This window comes from Psychrobacter sp. YGAH215 (genome assembly GCF_007280595.1).
GTDB lineage: Bacteria > Pseudomonadota > Gammaproteobacteria > Pseudomonadales > Moraxellaceae > Psychrobacter > Psychrobacter faecalis.
Map to the genome: position 1 here is coordinate 1 of NZ_VKLR01000015.1, position 21,444 is coordinate 21,444.

16 protein-coding genes are annotated in these 21,444 nt (G+C 42.7%); 13 read left to right on the top strand and 3 right to left on the bottom strand.

Translation table 11 applies throughout. The annotated features are described in order from the left end of the window. The first annotated feature begins 270 nt into the window (after positions 1 to 270). The 11 genes from FOR85_RS07390 to FOR85_RS07440 all read left to right on the top strand — a co-directional run bounded on the left by FOR85_RS07390 (position 271) and on the right by FOR85_RS07440 (position 12,339). Positions 271 to 1,713, top strand: a complete 1,443-nt coding sequence (locus FOR85_RS07390) for a phospholipase A (protein WP_144297384.1) — start codon at positions 271 to 273, stop codon at positions 1,711 to 1,713. A 27-nt stretch (positions 1,714 to 1,740) separates the two neighbouring features. Then, positions 1,741 to 2,544, top strand: a complete 804-nt coding sequence (locus FOR85_RS07395; protein ID WP_190295523.1) for a ComF family protein — start codon at positions 1,741 to 1,743, stop codon at positions 2,542 to 2,544. Between the two features lie 354 nt (positions 2,545 to 2,898). Beyond that, positions 2,899 to 3,405, top strand: a complete 507-nt coding sequence (locus FOR85_RS07400; RefSeq protein ID WP_223808563.1) for a Tfp pilus assembly protein FimT/FimU — start codon at positions 2,899 to 2,901, stop codon at positions 3,403 to 3,405. Then, positions 3,405 to 3,971, top strand: coding sequence for a type IV pilus modification protein PilV (gene pilV / locus FOR85_RS07405; RefSeq protein WP_144297385.1), 567 nt, complete (start codon positions 3,405 to 3,407; stop codon positions 3,969 to 3,971). The genes FOR85_RS07400 and pilV overlap by 1 nt, the downstream gene beginning before the upstream one ends. Then, a complete protein-coding gene (locus tag FOR85_RS07410) occupies positions 3,971 to 4,972 on the top strand; it encodes a prepilin-type N-terminal cleavage/methylation domain-containing protein (RefSeq protein WP_144297386.1) in 1,002 nt (333 codons plus the stop codon). The genes pilV and FOR85_RS07410 overlap by 1 nt, the downstream gene beginning before the upstream one ends. Before the next feature lie 20 nt (positions 4,973 to 4,992). After that, complete coding sequence (locus tag FOR85_RS07415) at positions 4,993 to 5,850, top strand: PilX N-terminal domain-containing pilus assembly protein (protein ID WP_144297387.1); 858 nt, start codon at positions 4,993 to 4,995, stop codon at positions 5,848 to 5,850. Between the two features lie 42 nt (positions 5,851 to 5,892). Next, positions 5,893 to 10,029: a pilus assembly protein PilY gene (locus FOR85_RS07420; RefSeq protein ID WP_223808564.1), complete on the top strand. Its 4,137-nt coding sequence runs from the start codon at positions 5,893 to 5,895 to the stop codon at positions 10,027 to 10,029. A 12-nt stretch (positions 10,030 to 10,041) separates the two neighbouring features. Continuing rightward, the gene (locus FOR85_RS07425) at positions 10,042 to 10,590 is read left to right on the top strand and encodes a type IV pilin protein (RefSeq protein ID WP_144297388.1); all 549 of its coding nucleotides are present in this window, start codon (positions 10,042 to 10,044) and stop codon (positions 10,588 to 10,590) included. Further along, positions 10,590 to 11,042, top strand: coding sequence for a type IV pilin protein (locus FOR85_RS07430; protein WP_144297389.1), 453 nt, complete (start codon positions 10,590 to 10,592; stop codon positions 11,040 to 11,042). Before FOR85_RS07425 ends, FOR85_RS07430 begins: the two co-directional genes overlap by 1 nt. A 319-nt stretch (positions 11,043 to 11,361) precedes the next feature. Continuing rightward, positions 11,362 to 11,811, top strand: coding sequence for a prepilin-type N-terminal cleavage/methylation domain-containing protein (locus FOR85_RS07435; RefSeq protein WP_144297390.1), 450 nt, complete (start codon positions 11,362 to 11,364; stop codon positions 11,809 to 11,811). 93 nt (positions 11,812 to 11,904) lie between these two features. Further along, positions 11,905 to 12,339: a pilin gene (locus FOR85_RS07440; RefSeq protein WP_144297391.1), complete on the top strand. Its 435-nt coding sequence runs from the start codon at positions 11,905 to 11,907 to the stop codon at positions 12,337 to 12,339. 573 nt (positions 12,340 to 12,912) lie between these two features. Here FOR85_RS07440 and FOR85_RS07445 read toward each other — a convergent pair. The 3 genes from FOR85_RS07445 to mutS form a co-directional block, all read right to left on the bottom strand. Then, the gene (locus FOR85_RS07445) at positions 12,913 to 13,449 is read right to left on the bottom strand and encodes a transposase (protein ID WP_144297392.1); all 537 of its coding nucleotides are present in this window, start codon (positions 13,447 to 13,449) and stop codon (positions 12,913 to 12,915) included. 207 nt (positions 13,450 to 13,656) lie between these two features. Further along, on the bottom strand, positions 13,657 to 13,980 hold the full coding sequence (fdxA, locus tag FOR85_RS07450) for a ferredoxin FdxA (protein WP_045452504.1): 324 nt from the start codon (positions 13,978 to 13,980) through the stop codon (positions 13,657 to 13,659). A 107-nt stretch (positions 13,981 to 14,087) separates the two neighbouring features. Next, positions 14,088 to 17,105 carry a DNA mismatch repair protein MutS gene (mutS, locus tag FOR85_RS07455; RefSeq protein WP_373681948.1) on the bottom strand — a complete coding sequence of 1,006 codons (3,018 nt, stop codon included), beginning with the start codon at positions 17,103 to 17,105 and terminating at the stop codon, positions 14,088 to 14,090. A 619-nt stretch (positions 17,106 to 17,724) separates the two neighbouring features. On the opposite strand from mutS, the gene secA reads away from it, so the two are divergent. Continuing rightward, the gene (gene secA, locus FOR85_RS07460; RefSeq protein ID WP_144297394.1) at positions 17,725 to 20,505 is read left to right on the top strand and encodes a preprotein translocase subunit SecA; all 2,781 of its coding nucleotides are present in this window, start codon (positions 17,725 to 17,727) and stop codon (positions 20,503 to 20,505) included. Between the two features lie 315 nt (positions 20,506 to 20,820). Next, positions 20,821 to 21,378 (top strand): hypothetical protein, encoded by a 558-nt coding sequence (locus FOR85_RS07465; protein ID WP_144297395.1) that lies wholly within the window; start codon positions 20,821 to 20,823, stop codon positions 21,376 to 21,378. The last annotated feature ends 66 nt before the right edge of the window (positions 21,379 to 21,444 follow it).

Genomic DNA, 21,444 nt, shown 5'->3' on the forward strand with positions numbered 1-21,444 from the left:
TTTGTGTGAGAACTTAAAGATTAACCGTTCGCTATTTTTTTTGCCAGAAATTTATATCCAATGTTCAACACGCCCTAGTATAGTGCCCTTATTTTCATTACAATAAAGCAACATTGCGAAAGGCGCATTACTACGAGTAATGGCTACCTGACACGTCCATATTTATTGGTTTTCTTTGGTTTTTACTCTATTTTAGCAATCATGCTAATGGTTATATCAATTATCTCATAGACTCTGCTGGCGCTCATGCCAGTTAGATAAAGGACACTTATGTTTTCTCCTATTACGCCGCAGCGTCCCTCTTTAGCGCTTAACACAGCGGGCAAAAATAATAACAGTCAGCGGTCCAAATGCTATTTAACCATGGCGGTTGGGACGGCGCTTGCTTGTTTTACCTTACAAGCCAACGCCGCTAATGGCACTCCAAGCTATGAAGAGCTACCGGTAGAGAGTATCGCATTTGAGTATGATACTGATGAGGCGGCAAAAGTTGTCAATAAGCGCGTGGTCAATCCAAATGCGGCGGCTCAAAGCGATAAGGTGATTAGTAAGGAGTTTGTCGCCGAACAAGCAAGACTGTTTTATGAGTGTACACAAGTACAAACCAGTGGTGCGCGGTTAGCCTGTTTTGATAAAGTCGCTGAGCAAGGTAAAACGCCGAGCTACACCACGACTAAACAACCCGTTGATTTGGCAAAAACCCTACAAAGTACCCTTGCTGGTAATCCGCAAGTTGTCCTAGTAGAGGAAAATACCACCATTTCTGCAAAAGGTAATGCGGCAAATAATGAAGCTAGTAATGGCGAAAGTTTGGATACGGTTGGACTGACGCAAAGGGAGGCGGAAGTATTAGAGAACGTCGGCGTCACCCAAGCTGATATCGAGAAATACACGCCGCTAAGCCTATCTTATGACTTGGATAAAAACAGCGAGCGCGGTACTTGGACCGTCAGACCTTATCGTCCAACCTACGTACTGCCGCTGTTTTATACCTTTGACCCTAATCTTAGCCCAACTCCTAGTAATCCAGATGAGCCCGGTGAAACATTCACCTCTAACGACACCCGTAATACAGAGCTAAAGTTCCAGCTGTCATTAAAGACCAAAGTGATGGAAGATTTGTTTGATACCAGTGCCGATTTATGGTTTGGTTATACCCAAGAGTCGCACTGGCAGGTTTATAACGAAGACAACTCACGACCATTTCGTGCTACCGATTATCAGCCGGAGATATTTTTGACCCAGCCGGTCACAGCTGACCTGCCTTTTGGTGGCCGTCTGCGCATGTTAGGGGCGGGTGCGATTCACCACTCTAATGGACAAGATGATCCATTATCGCGCTCGTGGAACCGTGCTTATCTGATGGCAGGGGCAGAGTGGGGCAAATTGTCAGTCATACCGCGTCTATGGGCGCGCGTCAATAACGAGAGCTCTAGCAGTGAGGACAATCCAGATATCGAAGACTACATGGGCTATGGTGATATCAAGTTCTTATATGACTTGCCTGAGCAGCAAAGCCTAAGCGGTACCTTGCGTTATAATCCGAGTACCAATAAGGGTGCTGCCCAAATTGATTATGTCTATCCATTATCCAAAAACGTCAACGGCTATATTCAATTATTCCAAGGTTATGGCGAATCTATTATTGATTATAACCATGAAAATACTTCGATTGGTTTTGGTATCGTGCTAAATGACTGGAAAGGTTTTTAGGATAAACGCGTCGATAGGTATCGATAGATGCGCCGTTTAGCGCCTTATCAAAGCGGACTATGGCTGGCAGAGTATGGAGACGTACGCTGTCAGTTATGCCGTATTTATCGTAGTACACCGCAATTCCACCTGCCACAAAACCATTCCTCAGCAATTCCTCCTAATAATCACTCCTTTTTTACGAAACTACGCCAGCACGTTAATGACCGTTTTAATAGCGGCTTGCTCTGCTCACATTGCCATCACAGTCTCGCATGGCTACCCAAACCCTTTGAGGTTGATATCGCTGCGGGCACTGTTCTCTCTATTCAAGCAGCGACCTATTACGATTATCCAATACGCCAAGCGATTCGTGCTTTTAAGCATCATGAAGATATGACCAAGTTACCGTTATTGCTACATGTATTACGTCAGTTACCTAGACCGCAGGGCTGCCATCGCGATAATAGCGTCATTGTTGCCATGCCGACGACCAATAAACGCCTTGTTAAAAGAGGCTTTGACCCCGTCAGTATTTTAGCCGCACAACTGTCTAAGCATTGGCATATTCCGCTTTGGCATGGCGTAGAACGTATCGATAATACTGTTAGCCAGCAAGGCCTTACCCGTGCCGAACGTTTAAGTAACTTAGTCAATGCCTTTGCCCTCATCGAGATACCACCTGTCAAACGGCTCATCTTATTTGATGATGTCGCAACCACAGGCGCAAGCTTGCAAGCGTTAGGGCGTACCTTATATAGTCAATCTTTTAGTCTAGTAGGTCTTAATTCTCAAAGCACGAGCCGTTATCAATTATCTGCCTATGCGTTGGCGCATGGTAGTCAGCTATAAAGTTTGTTTTTATTAGAAAAACTCCCTCTATCAATTTATAATAACTATTATGTTGCTAATGTGTTGTCTTAACGTTATATTATTGGCACAATTTTACCTACATATTTTGAATATTTATAGTTCAATAATATTTTTATAAAAATAAGTCAGAATTTAAGAAACATATATTTAATGAATACGCTAAATATCGACGTTTTTATTGTATAGCCTTTATGGAACAAGAATTGCATATCTATTAGTGAATATACCTAAAAAACAATCAGTATGAGCATAGGTTTCATAAAACGAGATATTTACTGTACTTTAAGCTTAATATCAATTAAAGACAGTGCCAGCGAGAGATAGGGATTCGATTTGAACGCATCTGCAAATAAAGTAGCACGAAAATTACGAATGACCAGCTCAGGGTTTACCCTGATTGAGCTGATGGTAACGATTGCCGTGCTTGCTATTATTGCAGGTATCGCTGCGCCTAGTATCAATACTCAGCTTGCCAATCAGCGCGTAAAATCAACGACTTCTACTATTGCAAATGCGCTAAAAGAAGCAAAAGTGGAAAGTATACTTCGTCGTCAGAATGTAACAGTCATATACACGAGTACTAGCACACCTCAAACGATCAAATTACAAGTTGGTAGTGACGATATATCTACCTATAATCTTAATGCTAGAAGTACTGTTACCCAAACGATTACCCCATCTTCGGTAACCAGTATTGTTTTTCAACCCAATAAGAAAATAGCTAACAATGCTACAGTAATATATACCATCTGTGATAGTGGCTCTACTAATGAAACACCTAAACAAGTAAGCCTTACTAACATTGCTAATGTGAACATTACAAATGCTGGGAGCTGCTAATGAAGATCGTAGACACACAGGCAGGCGTAGGTTTAATAGAAGTAATGGTGGCACTGCTGTTACTAGCTGTCGCCGTGTTAGGGTTTAGCGCTATGCAAATGTCAGCGATTAAAGCAACAGACGAAAGTCTGATGCGTACTCGTTCTTTAGCTATTATGCGAGGCGGCGCAGAGACGATGCGTACGAATCCTAGTGGTATTGCTGCTTTTAAGGCAGCGATAAACGGCACTTCAGATACTGTAAGTATTGATAGCAAGAGTATAACCAAAGACAGTTGTTTGACAAGTGCGAATACCGCACCTACAGCAGCAACCAGTTGTACTATCAATCAACTGGCAACACGTGATGGATTATTATTAAAATCATATGCAAATGCTAATGATATTAACATTGGTATGGTGCCAGGCGGCTGTCCTGGTACATCTGGTAAGCAGGAACTCCAGTGCTTTGTAGCAAGTTGGGGAGACACCACCGTTGAATTAAGTGATACTGAACCTAAGGCTTGCGCCAAAGCAAATGGTAGTTATAAGAATGGTGCCGAGTGCTTTATTATGGAGGCTTACTGATGTCATATAATTATCAAAGCAAGCATATGAATGTTCATCAAGCAGGCTTTACGTTAATAGAGCTGATGATTTCTTTAGTGCTTGGTTTAATCGTCTCTGCAGCCGTTATTCAAGTATATCTGATTAATGTAAAGACAAGCAGTATTCAGGCCAGCGGTAGTGAATTACAGGATGCCAGTGTGTTCGGCTTACAACAACTAGAAAAAAGTATTCGTCTAGCGAATCTTGGTAATCCAACCACCAGAATTGATGGCACTACTCGCAATGGCGGTATTGTCTTAACGGGTCTGAATATTGGTGTTCCAGATACACCGACTCCTTATTCCCATACAGGATATCTAACCAGACGAGCAGGCGATACAGCTGTCGGTACGAACGGGTGGACAGGTATATCAAATACCAATACCGATAGCGATCAGCTGACAATTCAATATACCAATATAACAGGCGCTCCAATGACAGATTGTGAAGGAGCAACGGCTGCTGTTAATGATATCGTTATCGAGCGTTATTTTGTACGTCTGGCAACAAGTAATACCAGCACTACCGCTATTAAAGACTTAGTATTGGCGTGTGACGCCGGACGCGTTAATAAGGATGGTGGAATAGATAAATCAATGCCAACGACTGATTCACGTACTTTTGGTCAAGCAGGGCAAGAGTTTATCGTTAATGTAGATCAGTTTAAGGTGTTATTAGGTGCCCAGTACACAATGGGCGCTAACGCAGGACAACTTATTTATCTACCTAGTAGCGCCTATTCGTTAATAACAACTCCTGATAAGGCAGCTATAACAGCTGTAAAGATTGGTTTAATTGTGCATGGTAGCACGCCCATTATAGGGAGTGCTGAACAGTCGGAATTTGCCTTGTTAGGTCAGTCGCCTGCAGATAATAAATTGAAAACAGATAGCAGTAGTAAAAAGAAAGTCCGTAGCACGTATGAGACCACAACATTGTTACGTAACGCTCGTGTTGTCAATATAAATACTAGCCTATAGCTTATTGAAGGAGACTGAAAGTGATTCGACATCCGGATTTATCAAGTTCGACACAAAGACCTATCAATATTGGCTTGGCATATCGGAGTACCGAGCAAGGGGCGACGCTGATAGTGGTCTTATTATTTTTAGTGCTCATTATGTTGGCGGGCGCTATTGCAGTCAGGCAAAGTACGACAGATCTTAAAGTTGCGACTAGCGATCAGATCAACACGGTGTTGTTGCAATCAGCAGACAGCGCCAATCAAAAATTAGAGACGATGGTAAATGGTAGTCCAGCATCTGAAGGATATAAAGATGTCACAAGCGCAACAGGCGCTCTTGGTCATTTTGTGTTATTCGAAGATAATAAAGTCAACGAGTTTATCTATTGCTTCAATCCGCGTACCCAAAGATATTTAACCAATAGTGCGACTGTTAGAGCGCCTACTGGTGGGTATGTAGATAGCCTGAATAACGGTATATGCGATTATACAAAAGCGACCGACTATACGAGCGAGAGGCAAGCCGTCATGACCCAGATGAGTATTTCACTGACGCCTCCTAGTGCCAATGCGGGGCCATTTGAACACGTCGTCATCGGTAAGGAAATTGAAGATAGAACCAGTAAAAAGTATCAGTTCGATATACGAGCAACCTCTTCACTACCAGCTTATAGTGAGCCTAAGGTAGGCACTGAAAAGTGTTTTGAACAAACCAGTATTCGTGCAAACGTCGCAGCTGGCAAAAAATCGTTAAATGAATGTTTACTAGCAGCCAGCACACCGAGCAAAATGCTATATGAGCAAGCGGATGTGGAAAACGTTTCTTCTTCTACCAAGTGTTATCCATTTGGTAGAGGCTCCATGAATTCTAAGTGTGTACTTTCTACACCTTAATTTGCCTATTCATTGCTCTGAAATAATATAAGGATAGATGTCATGAAACGATTTAACAACGTACCGACTACGTCTAACACAATCACTGTTCCATTGAAGTATTTGGTCGTTGTCGTGGCATCCATGATGGCAATGCCGATCTCTCAGGCAGATGTGGCGGGTAAAAAAATTGGTGATTTAGAGATTTATAAAGCTGCTGAGGCAGGTAAGACGACCATCACTATGATGCTAGATACCTCGGGTAGTATGTCAGCCCTCGTATCTAATGTTGGAGCTGATGCGTGTGACCTACCTAATGGAGTATCTTCTAATGGTATTAAACAACAAAGCTCTTCAACCATGCCATATCCCAAAGTATATTGTGAAACTAGAAAGTTTTTTTATCGTAAAACAGGCAGTAAATGGTATAGCTGCGGATTAAGCGATGGTTCTGGTAGTTTTAATTTCGGAATTGCTGAATGTGCAACTGAAATAGCCGCTCCAACAACCAGTGGTTTTATTGCTGGAAATAATAGCGGGAATACATACTATTATAAAGATGATGTACCTTCTTACGACCGTCTAACCCGCCTTAAAGACGCGCTTTTTGCTCTTATGAATAACACTCAATTAGATCCCAAAAAGGTAGCGATTGGTATTGGTCAGTACTCAACGCAAAGCAATAAAAACAATAATACATATATAGGTGCTGATGGCACTAGCGGCAAAATAGTCGTACCAGCAAAACTGGTTGATCAGACCCAGCGTAACGCCATCAAAACAGCAGTAGCAGCATTAAAGGGAGAGAATGGAACACCGACTGCCAATGCCTATGCAGAAGTCGGTGCTTACATGCTAGGCAGAAATACATCTACATCATCTATTACCTATCCAAGAGAAGAGTATAGATATGCTGGTAGAGACTACTATGGGGATTATTATTCACAATGTATCTCATGGACTGCTGAAAGATGTACTGGACTGGGTAATTCCTATCGAATTTCAACGTCCGGTTATACGAGCAGTTCTTGTAAATATTATAATGGTACTTGTCTATCTAAAGATAAAACCCAAAGTGCAGAAGACTGGGGCTTCAGTGGTTTTGAAAAGTCTATTACAAGCTCGAAGTCTGATTCTGGTGCGAATTATATCAGTCCCCTGACATCCGTTTCTAGTTGTGATGGACGTGGTATTTACTTCTTAACCGATGGTGAGCCAAATAGCTCACCCGCTTCTTTACCCTTGATGAGATCAGCTTTAGGTTTTCCTGATTTCCGTGTCCCAGCAGCCACGCTACCAAATGGCACTCAAAGTGGTCATGGCATGCCCGAAGTTGGAGCGTTTGCGAAAGCCTTGCGTGATCCAACCATCAACCCATTAGGTACAGATAGAGAAATATATACAGCAGTGGTTGGCTTTGGCTCTGTTTTTGATGTTGATCGAGTGGCAGATGCACAGAGACAACCAGAACAGCGAATCATTCGCAGGTTACCTTATACTAATCCAAAAACGGGTGTGACCGCAGATCGCGATTTTTATAACTGTGAAAAAATCAACAATATTGATGCAAGAAACGCCTGCAACTGGGGCGAAAAATCCCATCCATCTTTATCAGGCGTAGGCGGCTTCGGCGAAGGCGGTTTCTATTCAGCACAATCTACAGAAGATATTGTTAATAGTATTATCACCTTTGTCAGTGATTTAAACCAAACCCTGCCATCAGTGCCATCAGGTACGATCATCATACCTGATGATCCCTATCGTGCTGATAGTCAACTCGCTGTTGCTTATTATCCTACATTACAACCAAAGGTAGCTGAAAACTCAGTTATTTGGGAAGGTAACCTAAAAAAATACACCTTAAATGAAGGGACCTTATACGGTAAAAGTGACTCCAAGTTATTTAAAAGTGTTGCGGGTGATTTGAATGCAGCGACGCAAGATATGTGGTCAGATAAAGACTACACTGGTGCTAATGATAAGGTAGAAAACGGTGGTTTCTATGCTCTATTGAATACACCTAATACAGATGTAGCATCGCTTAGAACATTGTATGTTGAAGATTCGACGAGTGCCGATGATACTAAGCCGGTATTAAGGAAATTTGGCGTAAGTATTGCCGGTAAGGTAGTAGTAGATGGAGCAGCGTTGACTGATAGTACATTTGTAGATACTACTACCTACAATGAAGCGACTTTAAGAAAGTTATTGAATTTCTTAGGATTCGATAATTTACCAAGTACTGCGACTGCCGTCAAAGACATGACGCTTACTACAGCAAATGCCACCAAACCGATTAAGATATTAGGGGCAACGATTCACTCTACACCGGCAGCCGTTTCCTATTCTGCTACTCTTGACGCTGACACAGGTAGAGTCACGGATGCACGCGATGATTATGTATTATTCGGTTCATCAGAAGGTGGCTTGCATTTAGTAGATGCAGGTGATCAAGGCAGCGGTAATGGAGGCAAAGAGAAATTCGTTGTTATTCCAAGAGAGATGCTAAGAGATCCAAGCAAATCTGATGCGCTTATTAAGGGGGCAACTAAAAACGAGATAGGGTCACCGAACTTTGGTATAGATGCACCTTGGTTAGTCACTGCAGATTATCAATACAATTTGTCTAATAATAGAGTAAATGTTAATACGACAGGCGGTAAAGGTGTATTCGCTTACGGTGGGCTGCGTATGGGCGGTGAGGCTTTTTATGGCGTAAACCTTAATGACAGTGATAATCCTAGTATGATGTTTACGATTACACCAGCCACTTCAGGTTTTAGTCGTATGGGTCAGATTTGGGAAAAACCTACCAAAGCCAAAATAAAAACCAGTACTACCGATACAGGAACCGATGTATTGGTGTTTGGCGGTGGTTATGATATGTGTTATGAAAATGAAACCTTCCAAGTTGGTGTTTCAAATGCCGAGCTATTAGGTGACTGCTCAAACCTATCGTCTACCAAAGGTAATGCGGTATATATTATAAACGCTAAAACAGGTGCGTTAATATGGTCAGCTTCTAACGTGTCGAACTCGACAGGAGTCTCGAAAACTGTTTCTGATATGACTAACAGCGTTGTCGCTGGTGTTACTACTCTAGACCGCGATAATGATGGCTTTATGGATCATATCTATTTTGCAGATTTAGGTGGTCAGATATTCCGTGCTGACTTTACCAATGCGGGTTTTAAAAAGCCAGTTGCATCAGGCACACCATCACCTGAGACTTCTTTTAGCAATACCAGAGTCACGCGTATACTCAAAAGCGTCTATACAGGCAATGATAAAAAGTATAACTATCGCTTCTATGAACGCCCTACGGTCAGTTTCTATCGTAATGATAGTAGTAACAGCTTGTTTGCTTTAGTTAATGCTATCTCAGGGGATCGTAGCTCACCTTTATCAAAAATACGTGATAATACCAAGGCTGATAGACTCTACGGTATTATAGACAGTGATGTTACTAAGCCAGATAACGTTTTTTATGCCAGTAACTTTACCACTGCAGGAACAACAGGTGGTCAAACAATCGTAGATTTAGCAGATAGTAATCTAGCTGAATTGCCATCTGCAATTGGTACGCTTACCGCAGCTGGTTATAGTTTAGCTCAAAAAGAGGCGGCCATTAATACTCTAAAAGCTGGCACAAAAAGAGGCTGGTATTATCCTCTGACCCGCTTTGATGGCTACGGTAATGTGAGGTATAGCAAAGGTATTGGTAAGTCTGAAGTAGTAGATAGTTTTATCTATACGACTGTTTATAATCCAGATATGAGCTATGGTGCTACCGATTCTTGCTCTGCCAAAGTGACGGGCGGTTCAGAAAGACAACTTTACTGCCTACCTTATGGTATTTGTACCGATGATGCTTCCAAGAATGGTACGGGTGGATATGTGCAAGCAGGTAAAGGTATTCAAGAGCTGACGCTCGGGCCACGTAGTTCGAGCCTATCAAATCAGCGTCTGCTTATCGGTACACGGACATTGACCGAACGTGCTAATGACCGTGTAAATTTCGGCAGCGATGATGGTAAATTCTTTTATGATACTCCTTTATTAGCGGGAGGTAAGAAGGAGCAAGGCCTACAACAGAGTTTGACCGCTGCTGATCAACTTATTGGTGATGGCACAGCACCTGATATGATATTTAATGAACGTTATACGCTACAGCCTAAAACTTGGTATGAAGTAGACTGATAGGATAGTCGCATGAATATGAAGGCGTTAAAACAACAAGTAGGCTTTACGCTCATAGAGCTGATGATAGTCATTATGATAGTGGCTATCCTAGCGGCGATTGCGGTTCCCTCTTATCGGCAGTTCGTGGTACGTAATGCTGAGTCACAAGCACAAGCCAGAATGCAGGAGCTGGATATAGAGCTCAATCGCTGGCGCGCTAGTGCCTTGACTTATAAAGGCTTTACACCCAAAAAGGTCGCAAGTAATGGCGATGTCAGTTATGTATATGATGCGACTGATAATAAAACCATCTATGTCCCAAAAGGCAGCGATAGTACCAATTACCATTATCAGATTACCTTAGTAGACGCTAGTACAGGCAATACATTGGCTCCTGCAAGTACTGGTTATTCTACTGCGGGTAGCTCATGGCGCATGTTCGCTGAGCCTAGTAGTGACTATGGCACAGCCCATAAAATACTACTTAGTAGTACTGGTCTACGGTGTAAGACCAAGAATAATGATAGCAGTATTACAGTGGCTTCTGCTAATTGTGGTACTTATTCGGAGGACTGGTGATGCAAAGTCTAAGCGACAACGATAGAGGATTTACTTTAATCGAAATAATGATTGTCGTCGCTATCATTGGTGTTTTAGCGGCGATTGCTTATCCCAGTTATCAGCAGTATGTTATCAAAACCAAACGTACTGACATGATGAGCGAGATGCAAAATATCGCCTCAGAGATCGAAAGTCGTAAATTGGCACAAGGTAGTTATAGTGCGATTAGTGCAACTGTCAAAACAAACTTTGCCACCGCATACCCAAGGCAGGGCACTGCACTATATGATGTTACTATTAATCCAACCCCGCTAACACCCCCTAATAATATATTGACTAACAAATGGATAATCACTGCCACGCCAAAAACTGGTACTCAAATGGCAAGTGATGGCAATCTTAGCTTGAATTATCAGGGGATTAAATGCCGTGGTAGCAATTGCAGCACTGGTGATGACTGGAATAAATGACGATTATTGTATCAGCAATGTAGAAACTGACAAAAATTGTCATATATATTTACGTTTTACACCTAAAGCATATATGTATTGACAATTTTCAGTAGGTTAGCAGTAACATTAGACGATAATATGTAAATAAGATTAGGCAATAAAGAGTCAAAATTAATGATTAATAAGTTTAATAGAGCAGTTTGATAATAAAAGTGGTAATGATTAGAAAATTGGCATGCTAACTGCAACAGTTATAATAAGAAAGAAATTTATTATATCCCTAAAGATAGAAATTGCTAATAATCAGCTATCTTTATATACCCCAAAAGGAGTTCTTATGAACACTACCCAAAAAGGTTTTACCTTAATCGAATTAATGATCGTAATCGCTATTATCGGTATCTTAGCAGCGATCGCTATCCCTGCGTATCAGAATTACATTGCTAAATCGCAAACTTCTGAAGCATTTACTCTAGCTGATGGCCTAAAAACAGCTATCGCTACTAACCGTCAAAGCAACAGCTGTTTCAAGAATGGAAAAGATGCAACTGGTGGTACTGATACGGTTGCAGGTAAATATGGTACAGCTAAAATTGTTGCAGATGCAAAGGCTGAGTCTGGCTGTGGTATCTTATATACTTATGATAATGCCACCGCATCAAGTTTGATACCTAAAGATGCAATAATTGGTATGGAAGTTAGTGAGACAGGTCAACTTAGCCCATCAACAGTCAATGTAACTACTCCAGCAGTGTTAGACGAATTTACTCCTGGTTCTTTCAAGTAATATTTGTTAATTGAGCTAATTATTACTCGTTTAGTAAAAAAGCATATCTTAGGATATGCTTTTTTTATTCCGAAATTAAGAGGTATATCAGTTATGAAGCAGAATAATAATGGCTTTACCTTAATCGAATTGATGATAGTTATCGCTATTATCGGTACATTAGCTGCCATAGCTTTACCTGAGTATCAGAAATATATCGCTAAATCGCAAATATCTGAATCGATTAATCTATCACAAGGGCTCAAAATTACTATTCAAGAAAACCGTGCCACTGGTTATTGCTATAGTAATCGAGATAATTTGGGCACTAGAGACACCGTGGTAGGAAAGTATGGAACAGCAATGATATTGCAAGCTAATAATTCAGGACAACGATCCTGCGGCATTAAGTACACATTTAACACGCAAGGCGTATCAAGTGAGCTTAAAAATAAGATAATAGAGTTTGATGTGAATGAAAACGCCATTCTTTATAATCGTGCTACCACCACAGTTGATAGTGATTTATTACCAGCTAGCGTGAAGTGATATATGAGTAATAAATATACTTATTACGTCAAAACCTCAAGAAATCAGTTTACTTTAGCTTAATGGGTTTATATTAAATTCTTTAACTATGCTAGCGGCTGTTTAGAATTCACTAATAGCAAGCGTAGATAGCATCTTGCCGATTCATAATCAAGTAGCAATATTCACTGATTGAGGCTGATAAGGCATTTGGCGTTTTAAACACCAGATGAGAGACGTTAAGAAACAGTCCAGTGGACTGCTTTATTCTCGCAAGGCGTAGTGACAGCGGAGTGGATATGTACCAGCAAGCGTAGGCTGGGCTTTTAGCCCAGCTCAAACTCTGCAAGGTTAATATGCTGGGCAGAATGCCCAGCCTACAAAGAGTCTTGTTTAATATCTAAAAGCCAAACATCACGTTTGGCTCTTTGTGTTTAAAATTATTCAAAATTTTTTGCATCAAATATTTGCAAGGTTAATATGCTGGGCAAAATGCCCAGCCTACACAGATTAAACGATTAAATTTAATAAAAAACCAAGGGTAGCTCAGCCTACAAATCCCAAAGCCTATGATGTGTAAGCCAATATATTAGCTTACACATCATATCGAATGTTGATATTTTTATCATTTTCATCCGTTCCCCAATCAGAGGGATACACGCCTTTTTTAATCAATTTATGCAACGTAGAGTACTGCCAATTTTGAGGATTGGTGACGTAGCCATGCTTAATAGGATTATGATGAATATAATCCATATGTTGCCGATAGTCAGCGTCATCACGGATACGATGTTCCCAAAATCGTCGTTGCCAAATACCACGCTCTCTTTTTGCTTGTCGTGAAGGAGTAATGGCTTCGGTTTTAGTGATTTGCCTAGAGAATTGGCTTTTGATACTCGCCACTATGACAGCGTAATTATCAGAATTTGGTGGCAAAGTAATCATGATATGGACGTGGTCAGGAAGGACGACCATCGCGTCTAATTTGAATTGGTGGTGTTGAATGGTTTTAGCATAGGCATCACGAAACTTGTCAATATGAATCAATAAGAGTGACGACTTTCTATCAAGTAGATTAAAGGTCAAAAAGTAACAACCGCCTTGGGTTTTGTCACGAATATAGTTTCTCATAAGGCAATCAGTGTATAGACGAGGTGATGGGTGTAGGTAGGCTGCAGCTTAAGCGTAGGCTGGGCTTTTTAGCCCAGCTCAAATTATGCAAAGTTACCATGCTGGGCTAAAGCCACAGCCTACGAAATACGAATTGGAGTTAGGTTATAAATAAAAAGGCTGAGCCAAAAGCCCAGCCTACATAGTATCCAAAGTATCAGTTGTTGCCTACTTCTCCAAATACTGAATCTTACCTTCCACACCATCCCACTTTTCAGCTTCTGGTAGTTGACCTTTCATCTCAGTAATGTTTGGCCATTTTTGTGCCAGTTCTTCATTGAGCTGAATAAATACTTCTTGCCCTTTTGGCACCTCATCTTCTGAAAATATCGCATTGGCAGGGCATTCGGGCTCGCATAGCGCGCAGTCGATGCATTCGTCAGGGTCGATAGCGAGGAAGTTCGGGCCTTCATAAAAGCAGTCCACAGGGCAGACTTCCACACAGTCGGTGTATTTGCAAAGAATGCAGTTATCTGTAACGACAAAGGTCATAGTGGTCTACCTGTTATTGGTTTGGCAAAGTACAATTACGATTGTAAGTACATTAGCTGAAAAATAAGACATATTTTAGCGCTTTTAGGGCTATTTGACAAATCCCTTTACTGACTAATGATTTCCTTTAGATGATAAAGTAAATCGTGCGCTTGCTTTGGTGTTAGGTTATCAGGATTAATCGCTGCCAGCTCATCTTGTAAGCTAAATAATTGATTTTGCTGTGGAATATTAGCCATGCTTCGACTTAGACTAACGTCATCTTCCTTCATTTTCTTTGCTTCACTATGATAAGTCTGCGCGCTTTTATCCTTTACTGACTTAGTTAAGTCATTTTTATCATCATTAGTGTTTTCTTTACCTGCTTTGAAGTCGTTTGTTTTTAAATGATCGACGCTCAAGTTATCTACTAAGTAACGTTTGGCATCATTTAATACTTGAGTCGGAATCCCCGCCATTTTTGCGACATGAAGTCCAAAGCTAGAGCTTGCAGCGCCGCCTTTGATTTGATGCAGTAGTAGCAGTTGACCATCGACTTCACTGGCGGCGACATGCACATTACGAATGCTGGCGTGTTGGCTCTCAGCAGGGTTGACCAATTGCGTCAATTCAAAATAATGGGTGGCAAATAATGTCAGGCAGCCAATCTCGACCAGACGATTGACGCACGCATGAGCGATTGCTAGACCGTCCGTAGTAGCGGTGCCGCGTCCGACTTCATCCATCAGCACCAGCGATTTATTGGTTGCTTGGTTCAAGATATTTGCGGTTTCAATCATCTCAACCATAAAGGTAGATTTGCCACCTGCCAAATCATCAGCCGAGCCAATACGGGTAAAGATGCGGTCGATATCACCGATGCGCGCGCTGGCCGCTGGCACAAAGCTGCCACAGTGCGCGAGCAAGACAATAAGAGCGGTCTGGCGCATGTAGGTTGATTTACCGCCCATATTAGGACCGGTAATCATTAATAATCTTTCAGGGTTGCTATCACTGCCGAGCGCACAGTCATTGGCGACAAAGGCATGGGCGCGCGCAGGTTTGCTGGGGTTTTGGCTAAAAGTCTGTGTTGCGCCTTGCGCGGCTGGGCTGCTGGTATTATCGGGGTTTAATGCCGCCTCGACCACCACATGGCGGCCTTGCTGAATGTCGATACTGCTCTGGTCGATACGGGTCTGGCTGCTTTTTTTTAACAAGTTGCCATCGTTTGAATTTTTAGTCATAACTGGACGTTGCCAATTATAAAGGGTAGCAAGTTGTGCCCAATTACTAAGCACATCTATTTGCGCAATAGCCGCACTCAGCTGTTGCAATTCTGCTAAATGGCCACTTAATATGGTCAATAGTTCGTGATATAGCAGCTTTTCACGTGCTAATGCTAAGCTTTGTGCGCTGAGATACTCGGTTTCCACTTCTTTTAGCTCATCGGTAATAAAGCGCTCACTGCTTTTTAACGTTTGCCGACGAATAAAGTGCGCAGGAGCATTTTGTGCTTGCATTTTAGGTAATTCAAAATAAAAGCCGCTGACTTTATTAAAACCTACTTTTAAGCTAGGTAATTGATAGTCTTGACGCGCGCGCTCTAGCATCTCATCTAACGTTACTTGGATATTGTCATGCAAGTGGGTGAGGCGGTCAAACTCTGCATCGTAGCCTGCGGCTAGCATACCACCATCACGAATATGCGCCGGTGGCTCGGCGATAATAGCACGCTCGATCAGCTCGGCGACAGATTGCGCCGCAGGTAGCTGCGCAGGTAATTGCTGCATCAGCATGGGCAACAGTCCTGCCTGCTCATGACTGATACCTGCATTGCTCAGTAGGGTAGTAAGTTGAGTGCTGCTAGTAATACCATCAGCCAATTTACGCAGGTCACGCGGCTTAGCGCTCATCAGCCCAATACGGCTAGTGATTCGCTCGATATCACCGATGGTATTTAAGGTTTCGCGTAGACAGCTGACCAATGAACTATTCTCTAAATTTTCGTTAACCTGCTTATTTTCACTAGATTGATTGTCTGTCTGTAAAAGGCTGGCTATCGCATCTAAACGCAAATTAATACGCGCATGCTGACGCAGCGGGCGCTTCATTTGCTGAACGAGTAAGCGGCGTCCCATTGGCGTTTGGCAGTGATTGAGTACGGACATTAATGACGTACCATTACTGCTAACGGGGGTAAACAGCTCAAGATTTTGCTGACTATTGGCATCAATGATTAAATAGTCATCATTATATTCGACGATAAGCTGGTTAACTTGAGGCACATGGCGTTGCTGGGTTTGCCGTGCATAATGAATCAGCGCAGCACAGCTCGATTGTGCAAGCGACATATCGCTAATCCCTAAGCCATCGAGGCGCTGAACCTCAAATTGCTGACAAAGGGTTTCTGCAGCATGCTGACGATGAAAGTCATTGGCGGCAACTTCGATAATAGGGCAGTCGAGATGTTGCCGAAGCCACAATAACCAGCTTTCACCAGCTTTTTCAGTAAGTGCTTCGCTAATAATACATTCACTTGGGGCAAAGCGTGCCAGCACCGTCAGCATTTGAGCTTGCAAACCTTCAATATCGTTGTGATGCGCGCTGAGTGTTTGCGTCGTTAATGTCCCAGCAGCCAAGTCCATTTGGCTGATGGCAGCCTGCAAAGGTTTTTTACTATTCGCTTTTGGCAGCGCAATATCAATAGCAACGACGGTTGGCGTATGATTGGGCGCAATTAGGGCATCATCAGTGATGGTTCCAGCAGTCAAAGTTTTAACCACTTCTCGGCGCATGATACTACCAGCTGCCGATTTACTTTTATGCTTCTTTTGCTTATCACCTATCGTCGGCGTATTGGACGGGCTGCTAGTGCCAGTAGCTGACTCGTCAATTTGCTCACAAACAACCACTGTCTGCCCAGCCGCAATGAGCCGCGCCATATAGCTGTCAGCTGCGTGAAACGGCACGCCAGCCATGGCAATGGTATTACCGGCTTTATCGGTACCGCGGCGGGTTAGGGTGATATCGAGTATCTGCGCCGCTCGTTTGGCATCCTCAAAAAATAACTCATAAAAATCACCCATCCGGTACAGCAATAATGCTTGTGGATATTTGGCTTTCATGGTCAGATATTGCACCATCATTGGCGTATGGTCGGCTAAATGATAAATAGCGTCGCCGATTAGCAACTGATCGTTATTTAAATGCTCAGTTTTTACGTGCTCTGATTTTAAGTGCTCAGCGTTTAAGGGTTCAGATGTAACACATGTTAAAGCGTTAGGGTTTTGCGCGGAAGGTTTTACGGTCATGCAGAATCTCTTATGATGCTTAAATGGGTTTGCTTAGAAACAAAGGCTGTTTTTTAGAAAAAATTAGCGATGAATGCTGTCAGATAGTTGCGTTTATTAATGGCGCGAAACAGCTGCTAAATGAAGGATATAGGCGCTATTTTAACACGTTCAGCGACCTTTTTACGTCGGCAAATATCTACTCGCTGCCCTTGTATCCATCGGCGTCATAACCATATATAATGACGGCACACTTAATTGGGCGATACTTCATTAAGCGACTCATCATTAGGCAGTACCTTATTATTGCGTGCTTTGTTAATCCGTATTTTGACAATCAATGCGTTATTAATCAGTGCGTTATCAAAAGGTATTTAGTCAGTGATGATTGTCAGCATTGTAATGACCAGGCAGCAATATATAAAGCCTTGGCGAATGCGCACTAATTATCGAATATTTCCATAGGTCAAAAATTATGTTATCAAAGATTATAGGCAGTGTCGTTGGCACCAAAAATGACCGCGAACTCAAGCGCATGCGCCGCGTGGTCAGCAAAATCAACGCATATGAGGCTGACATTCAAGCCCTGTCTGATGAGCAATTACAACAAAAAACCGCAGAATTTAAAGAAAGACACCAAAACGGTGAAAGCTTAGACGCCTTATTACCAGAAGCGTTTGCCGTCTGCCGCGAAGCCTCGTTACGCGTCAATGGCATGCGCCACTACGACGTGCAGCTCATCGGTGGTATCACCTTGCACGAAGGCAAAATCGCTGAGATGAAAACCGGTGAGGGTAAAACCTTGATGGGTACCTTGGCGATGTACCTCAATGCCATTAGTGGCAAAGGCGTGCATTTGGTTACGGTCAACGATTATTTGGCGGCGCGTGATGCCGAATTAAACCGTCCATTGTTTGGCTTTTTGGGTATGACGGTTGGCGTTATTTATTCGCAGCAGCCACCACAAGAAAAAATCGACGCTTATCAAGCGGATATCACCTACGGTACCAATAACGAATATGGCTTTGATTATCTGCGCGATAACATGGTCTTTAGCCTCGCTGAGAAAAAACAGCGTCCGCTAAACTATTGTATTATTGATGAAATCGACTCTATCTTAATCGATGAAGCGCGTACGCCGCTGATTATTTCGGGTCAAGCAGAAGATTCATCACGCATGTATGCGCTGATTAATACCATTATCCCAAGGCTTAAACGCTCAAAAGATGAAGAAGCCAATAAAAATAACGAAGACGAAGATTTTTGGATTGATGAAAAAAATCGTCAAATCGAAATCAGCGAAAAAGGCTATGAGAAAATTGAGCGCTTTTTAATCGAAGTCGGTGAGCTTGGCGAAAACGAAAGTTTATATAGCCCAAGTCGTTTACCGCTACTTGCTCACGTCCAAGCGGCCATTCGTGCCCATCATGTATTTGTCAAAAACGTCCATTATATCGTTGACGACGGCGAAGTGATTATCGTCGATGAAAACACCGGTCGTACCATGCCCGGTCGCCGCTGGTCAGAAGGCTTGCACCAAGCGGTAGAGGCCAAAGAAAACGTCGAGATTCAAGCAGAGAACCAAACCCTTGCGACGACGACTTTCCAGAACTATTTCCGTCTCTATGACAAACTATCCGGTATGACCGGTACCGCCGATACCGAAGCAGCAGAGTTTAAATCAACGTATGATTTAGACGTCATCGTGATTCCAACGCACGAGCCGATTGCGCGTATCGACATGGATGACCAAATTTTCTTAACCAAGTTAGGAAAGTACAAAGGTATCATTCGCGAGATTAAAGAGATCCAAGCCAAAGGTGCGCCGGTCTTAGTTGGTACGGCGACGATTGAAGCCAGTGAAGAGTTGTCTTATCTGCTCGATCAAGAAGGCATCAAGCATAATGTCCTAAACGCCAAGCAGCACGAACGTGAGGCAGAAATTATCGCGCAGGCAGGTAGTCCAAAAGCGGTGACCATCGCCACCAATATGGCAGGTCGTGGTACCGATATTATCTTGGGCGGTAACTGGCAGTCGTTTATCGAAGACATTGATGCGGTCAGTCCGGAAGAGATGGCGCGCCTAAAAGCAGAATGGCAGGTCAAGCATGACCAAGTCGTTGCAGCAGGTGGACTGCATATCATTGGCTCTGAGCGTCATGAATCACGCCGTATCGATAACCAGTTGCGTGGTCGAGCCGGTCGTCAAGGTGACCCTGGGATGTCGCGCTTTTTCTTATCGCTTGAAGATGACTTGATGCGTATCTTCGCCGGTGACCGCGTCGTTAATATGATGCGTGCCATGGGTCTAAAAGAAGACGAAGCCATCGAGCATAAAATGGTTTCAAAATCGATTGAAAATGCGCAAGGTAAAGTCGAAAGTCGTGACTTTGATGCCCGTAAAAACCTATTGAAATACGATGACGTCGCCAATGAGCAGCGTAAAGTAATCTATGGTCAGCGCGATGATTTACTGGCAGAGATGGACTTATTGGAGGCCATCGAAGTCATGCATCATGAAGTTTATAACGCTATGATTGATCAGTTTATTCCGCCAGGCTCTATCGATGATCAGTGGAATATCGACGGCTTAGAAGACGAGCTTGAAGATGAGTTTAAAATTTCAATGCCGATTAACGATTGGCTAGATGAAGACCGCCGCCTAGATGAAGAAGGTTTACGTGCCAAAATCATCCAAACCGCACTGGATCGTTATCATGCCCGCCGTGAGCAAATGGGCGAAAAAGATGCCGCCCAGCTCGAGCGTCATTTTATGCTACAAAGTTTGGATAAGCATTGGAAAGAGCATTTAACCCAAATGGATCAGCTACGTAAAGGTATCCATCTGCGCGGCTATGCGCAAAAAAATCCTGAGCAAGAATATAAGCGTGAATCGTTTGAGCTGTTCCAAATGATGCTTGGTGCGATTAAATCTGAAACCGTACAAGATTTATCACGCGTGCATATCCCAACCAAAGAAGAGTTAGAAGCGTTAGAAGCTCAGCAGCGTGAAAACGCCGCGCACATGCAAATGCAGTTTGAGCACAGTGATATCGACAATATGGATGGCGGCGTAGAGCGACCAGCGGCGCAAAACCGTAGCGTTGCTGCTGGCGTAACAGCAGGGTCTATCGCGGGCAGTGGTAGCAACAATACCAGTGAGCCTGACCCATACACTGGGATGAATATAAGCCGTAACGCGCCATGTCCTTGTGGTTCAGGCCTAAAGTATAAACAATGTCACGGTAAAATCTAAATATTGATAATCAACCATTGTTAAGCTATGATAAAAAGTCCCTGTCTTATTTAGATAGGGACTTTTTTATAGCGATAAGATTTATAGCCATAAGAATTTCGATAGGAAAAATTATTCTAGCAGCATCTTTTCCTTTTAATCTTTAGCGTTTTTAAGTTAGTTTGGCTCTGTTAATATTTTGACTGTGTTAACAAATGGTCTAACTATTAAGAATATAAAAGTAACAGCAGTTTTGTGGTGATTAATTACAAATTCAGCATAGGCGTGAATTTACATACACGCTATAGTGTTTAACATATTTTTTTGGAGAGTGTCATGAATATAGAATTATTAAAACAATTTCGTACCTCTGTCATTGTTACAGGTCTGCTCGCTGGCGCGATGACAATTAGTGCTTGTCAACAACAGCAGGAGCCAGAACCAAGCCTAGAAGACAGTATCAGTGAAGAGCAATCGGTGCCTATGTCCGCAGAGCCTGCTGAGCCAAGTGATGTGGTGGTAGATGCGCCAGTCAGCGATGTGGAAGAGGATACCGTAGCGTCTGTTAATTCTGGCGTCAAGCAAATGAGCTACTCATGTTCACCGGCACTAGCCGTTGAAGCGACTTACAAAGACGCTGACAAACAAGTGATTCTTGAGACTGCTCAAGGTACGGTAACTCTGACCAAAACCAATGATGCGACCAACCCTGAAGTTTTCAATCTTGATACTTCATTTGACGGTGGTGAAGGCTTTATCCAGTGGCGCGTGGCGCATGAAGATCGTGAAACTGGCGTGATGCGTACCGCTGGCGCCGATTCAGAAAACGTCAGTACTTATGAATGTAAAACATCACCAGCGTCTGAAACTAAAACGGCAGAAACAGCCGCCTAACAACAAATACCTCGCATAAAAAAAGCAACATTAACGTTGCTTTTTTTATTTGGTTTTAAGGCTGCT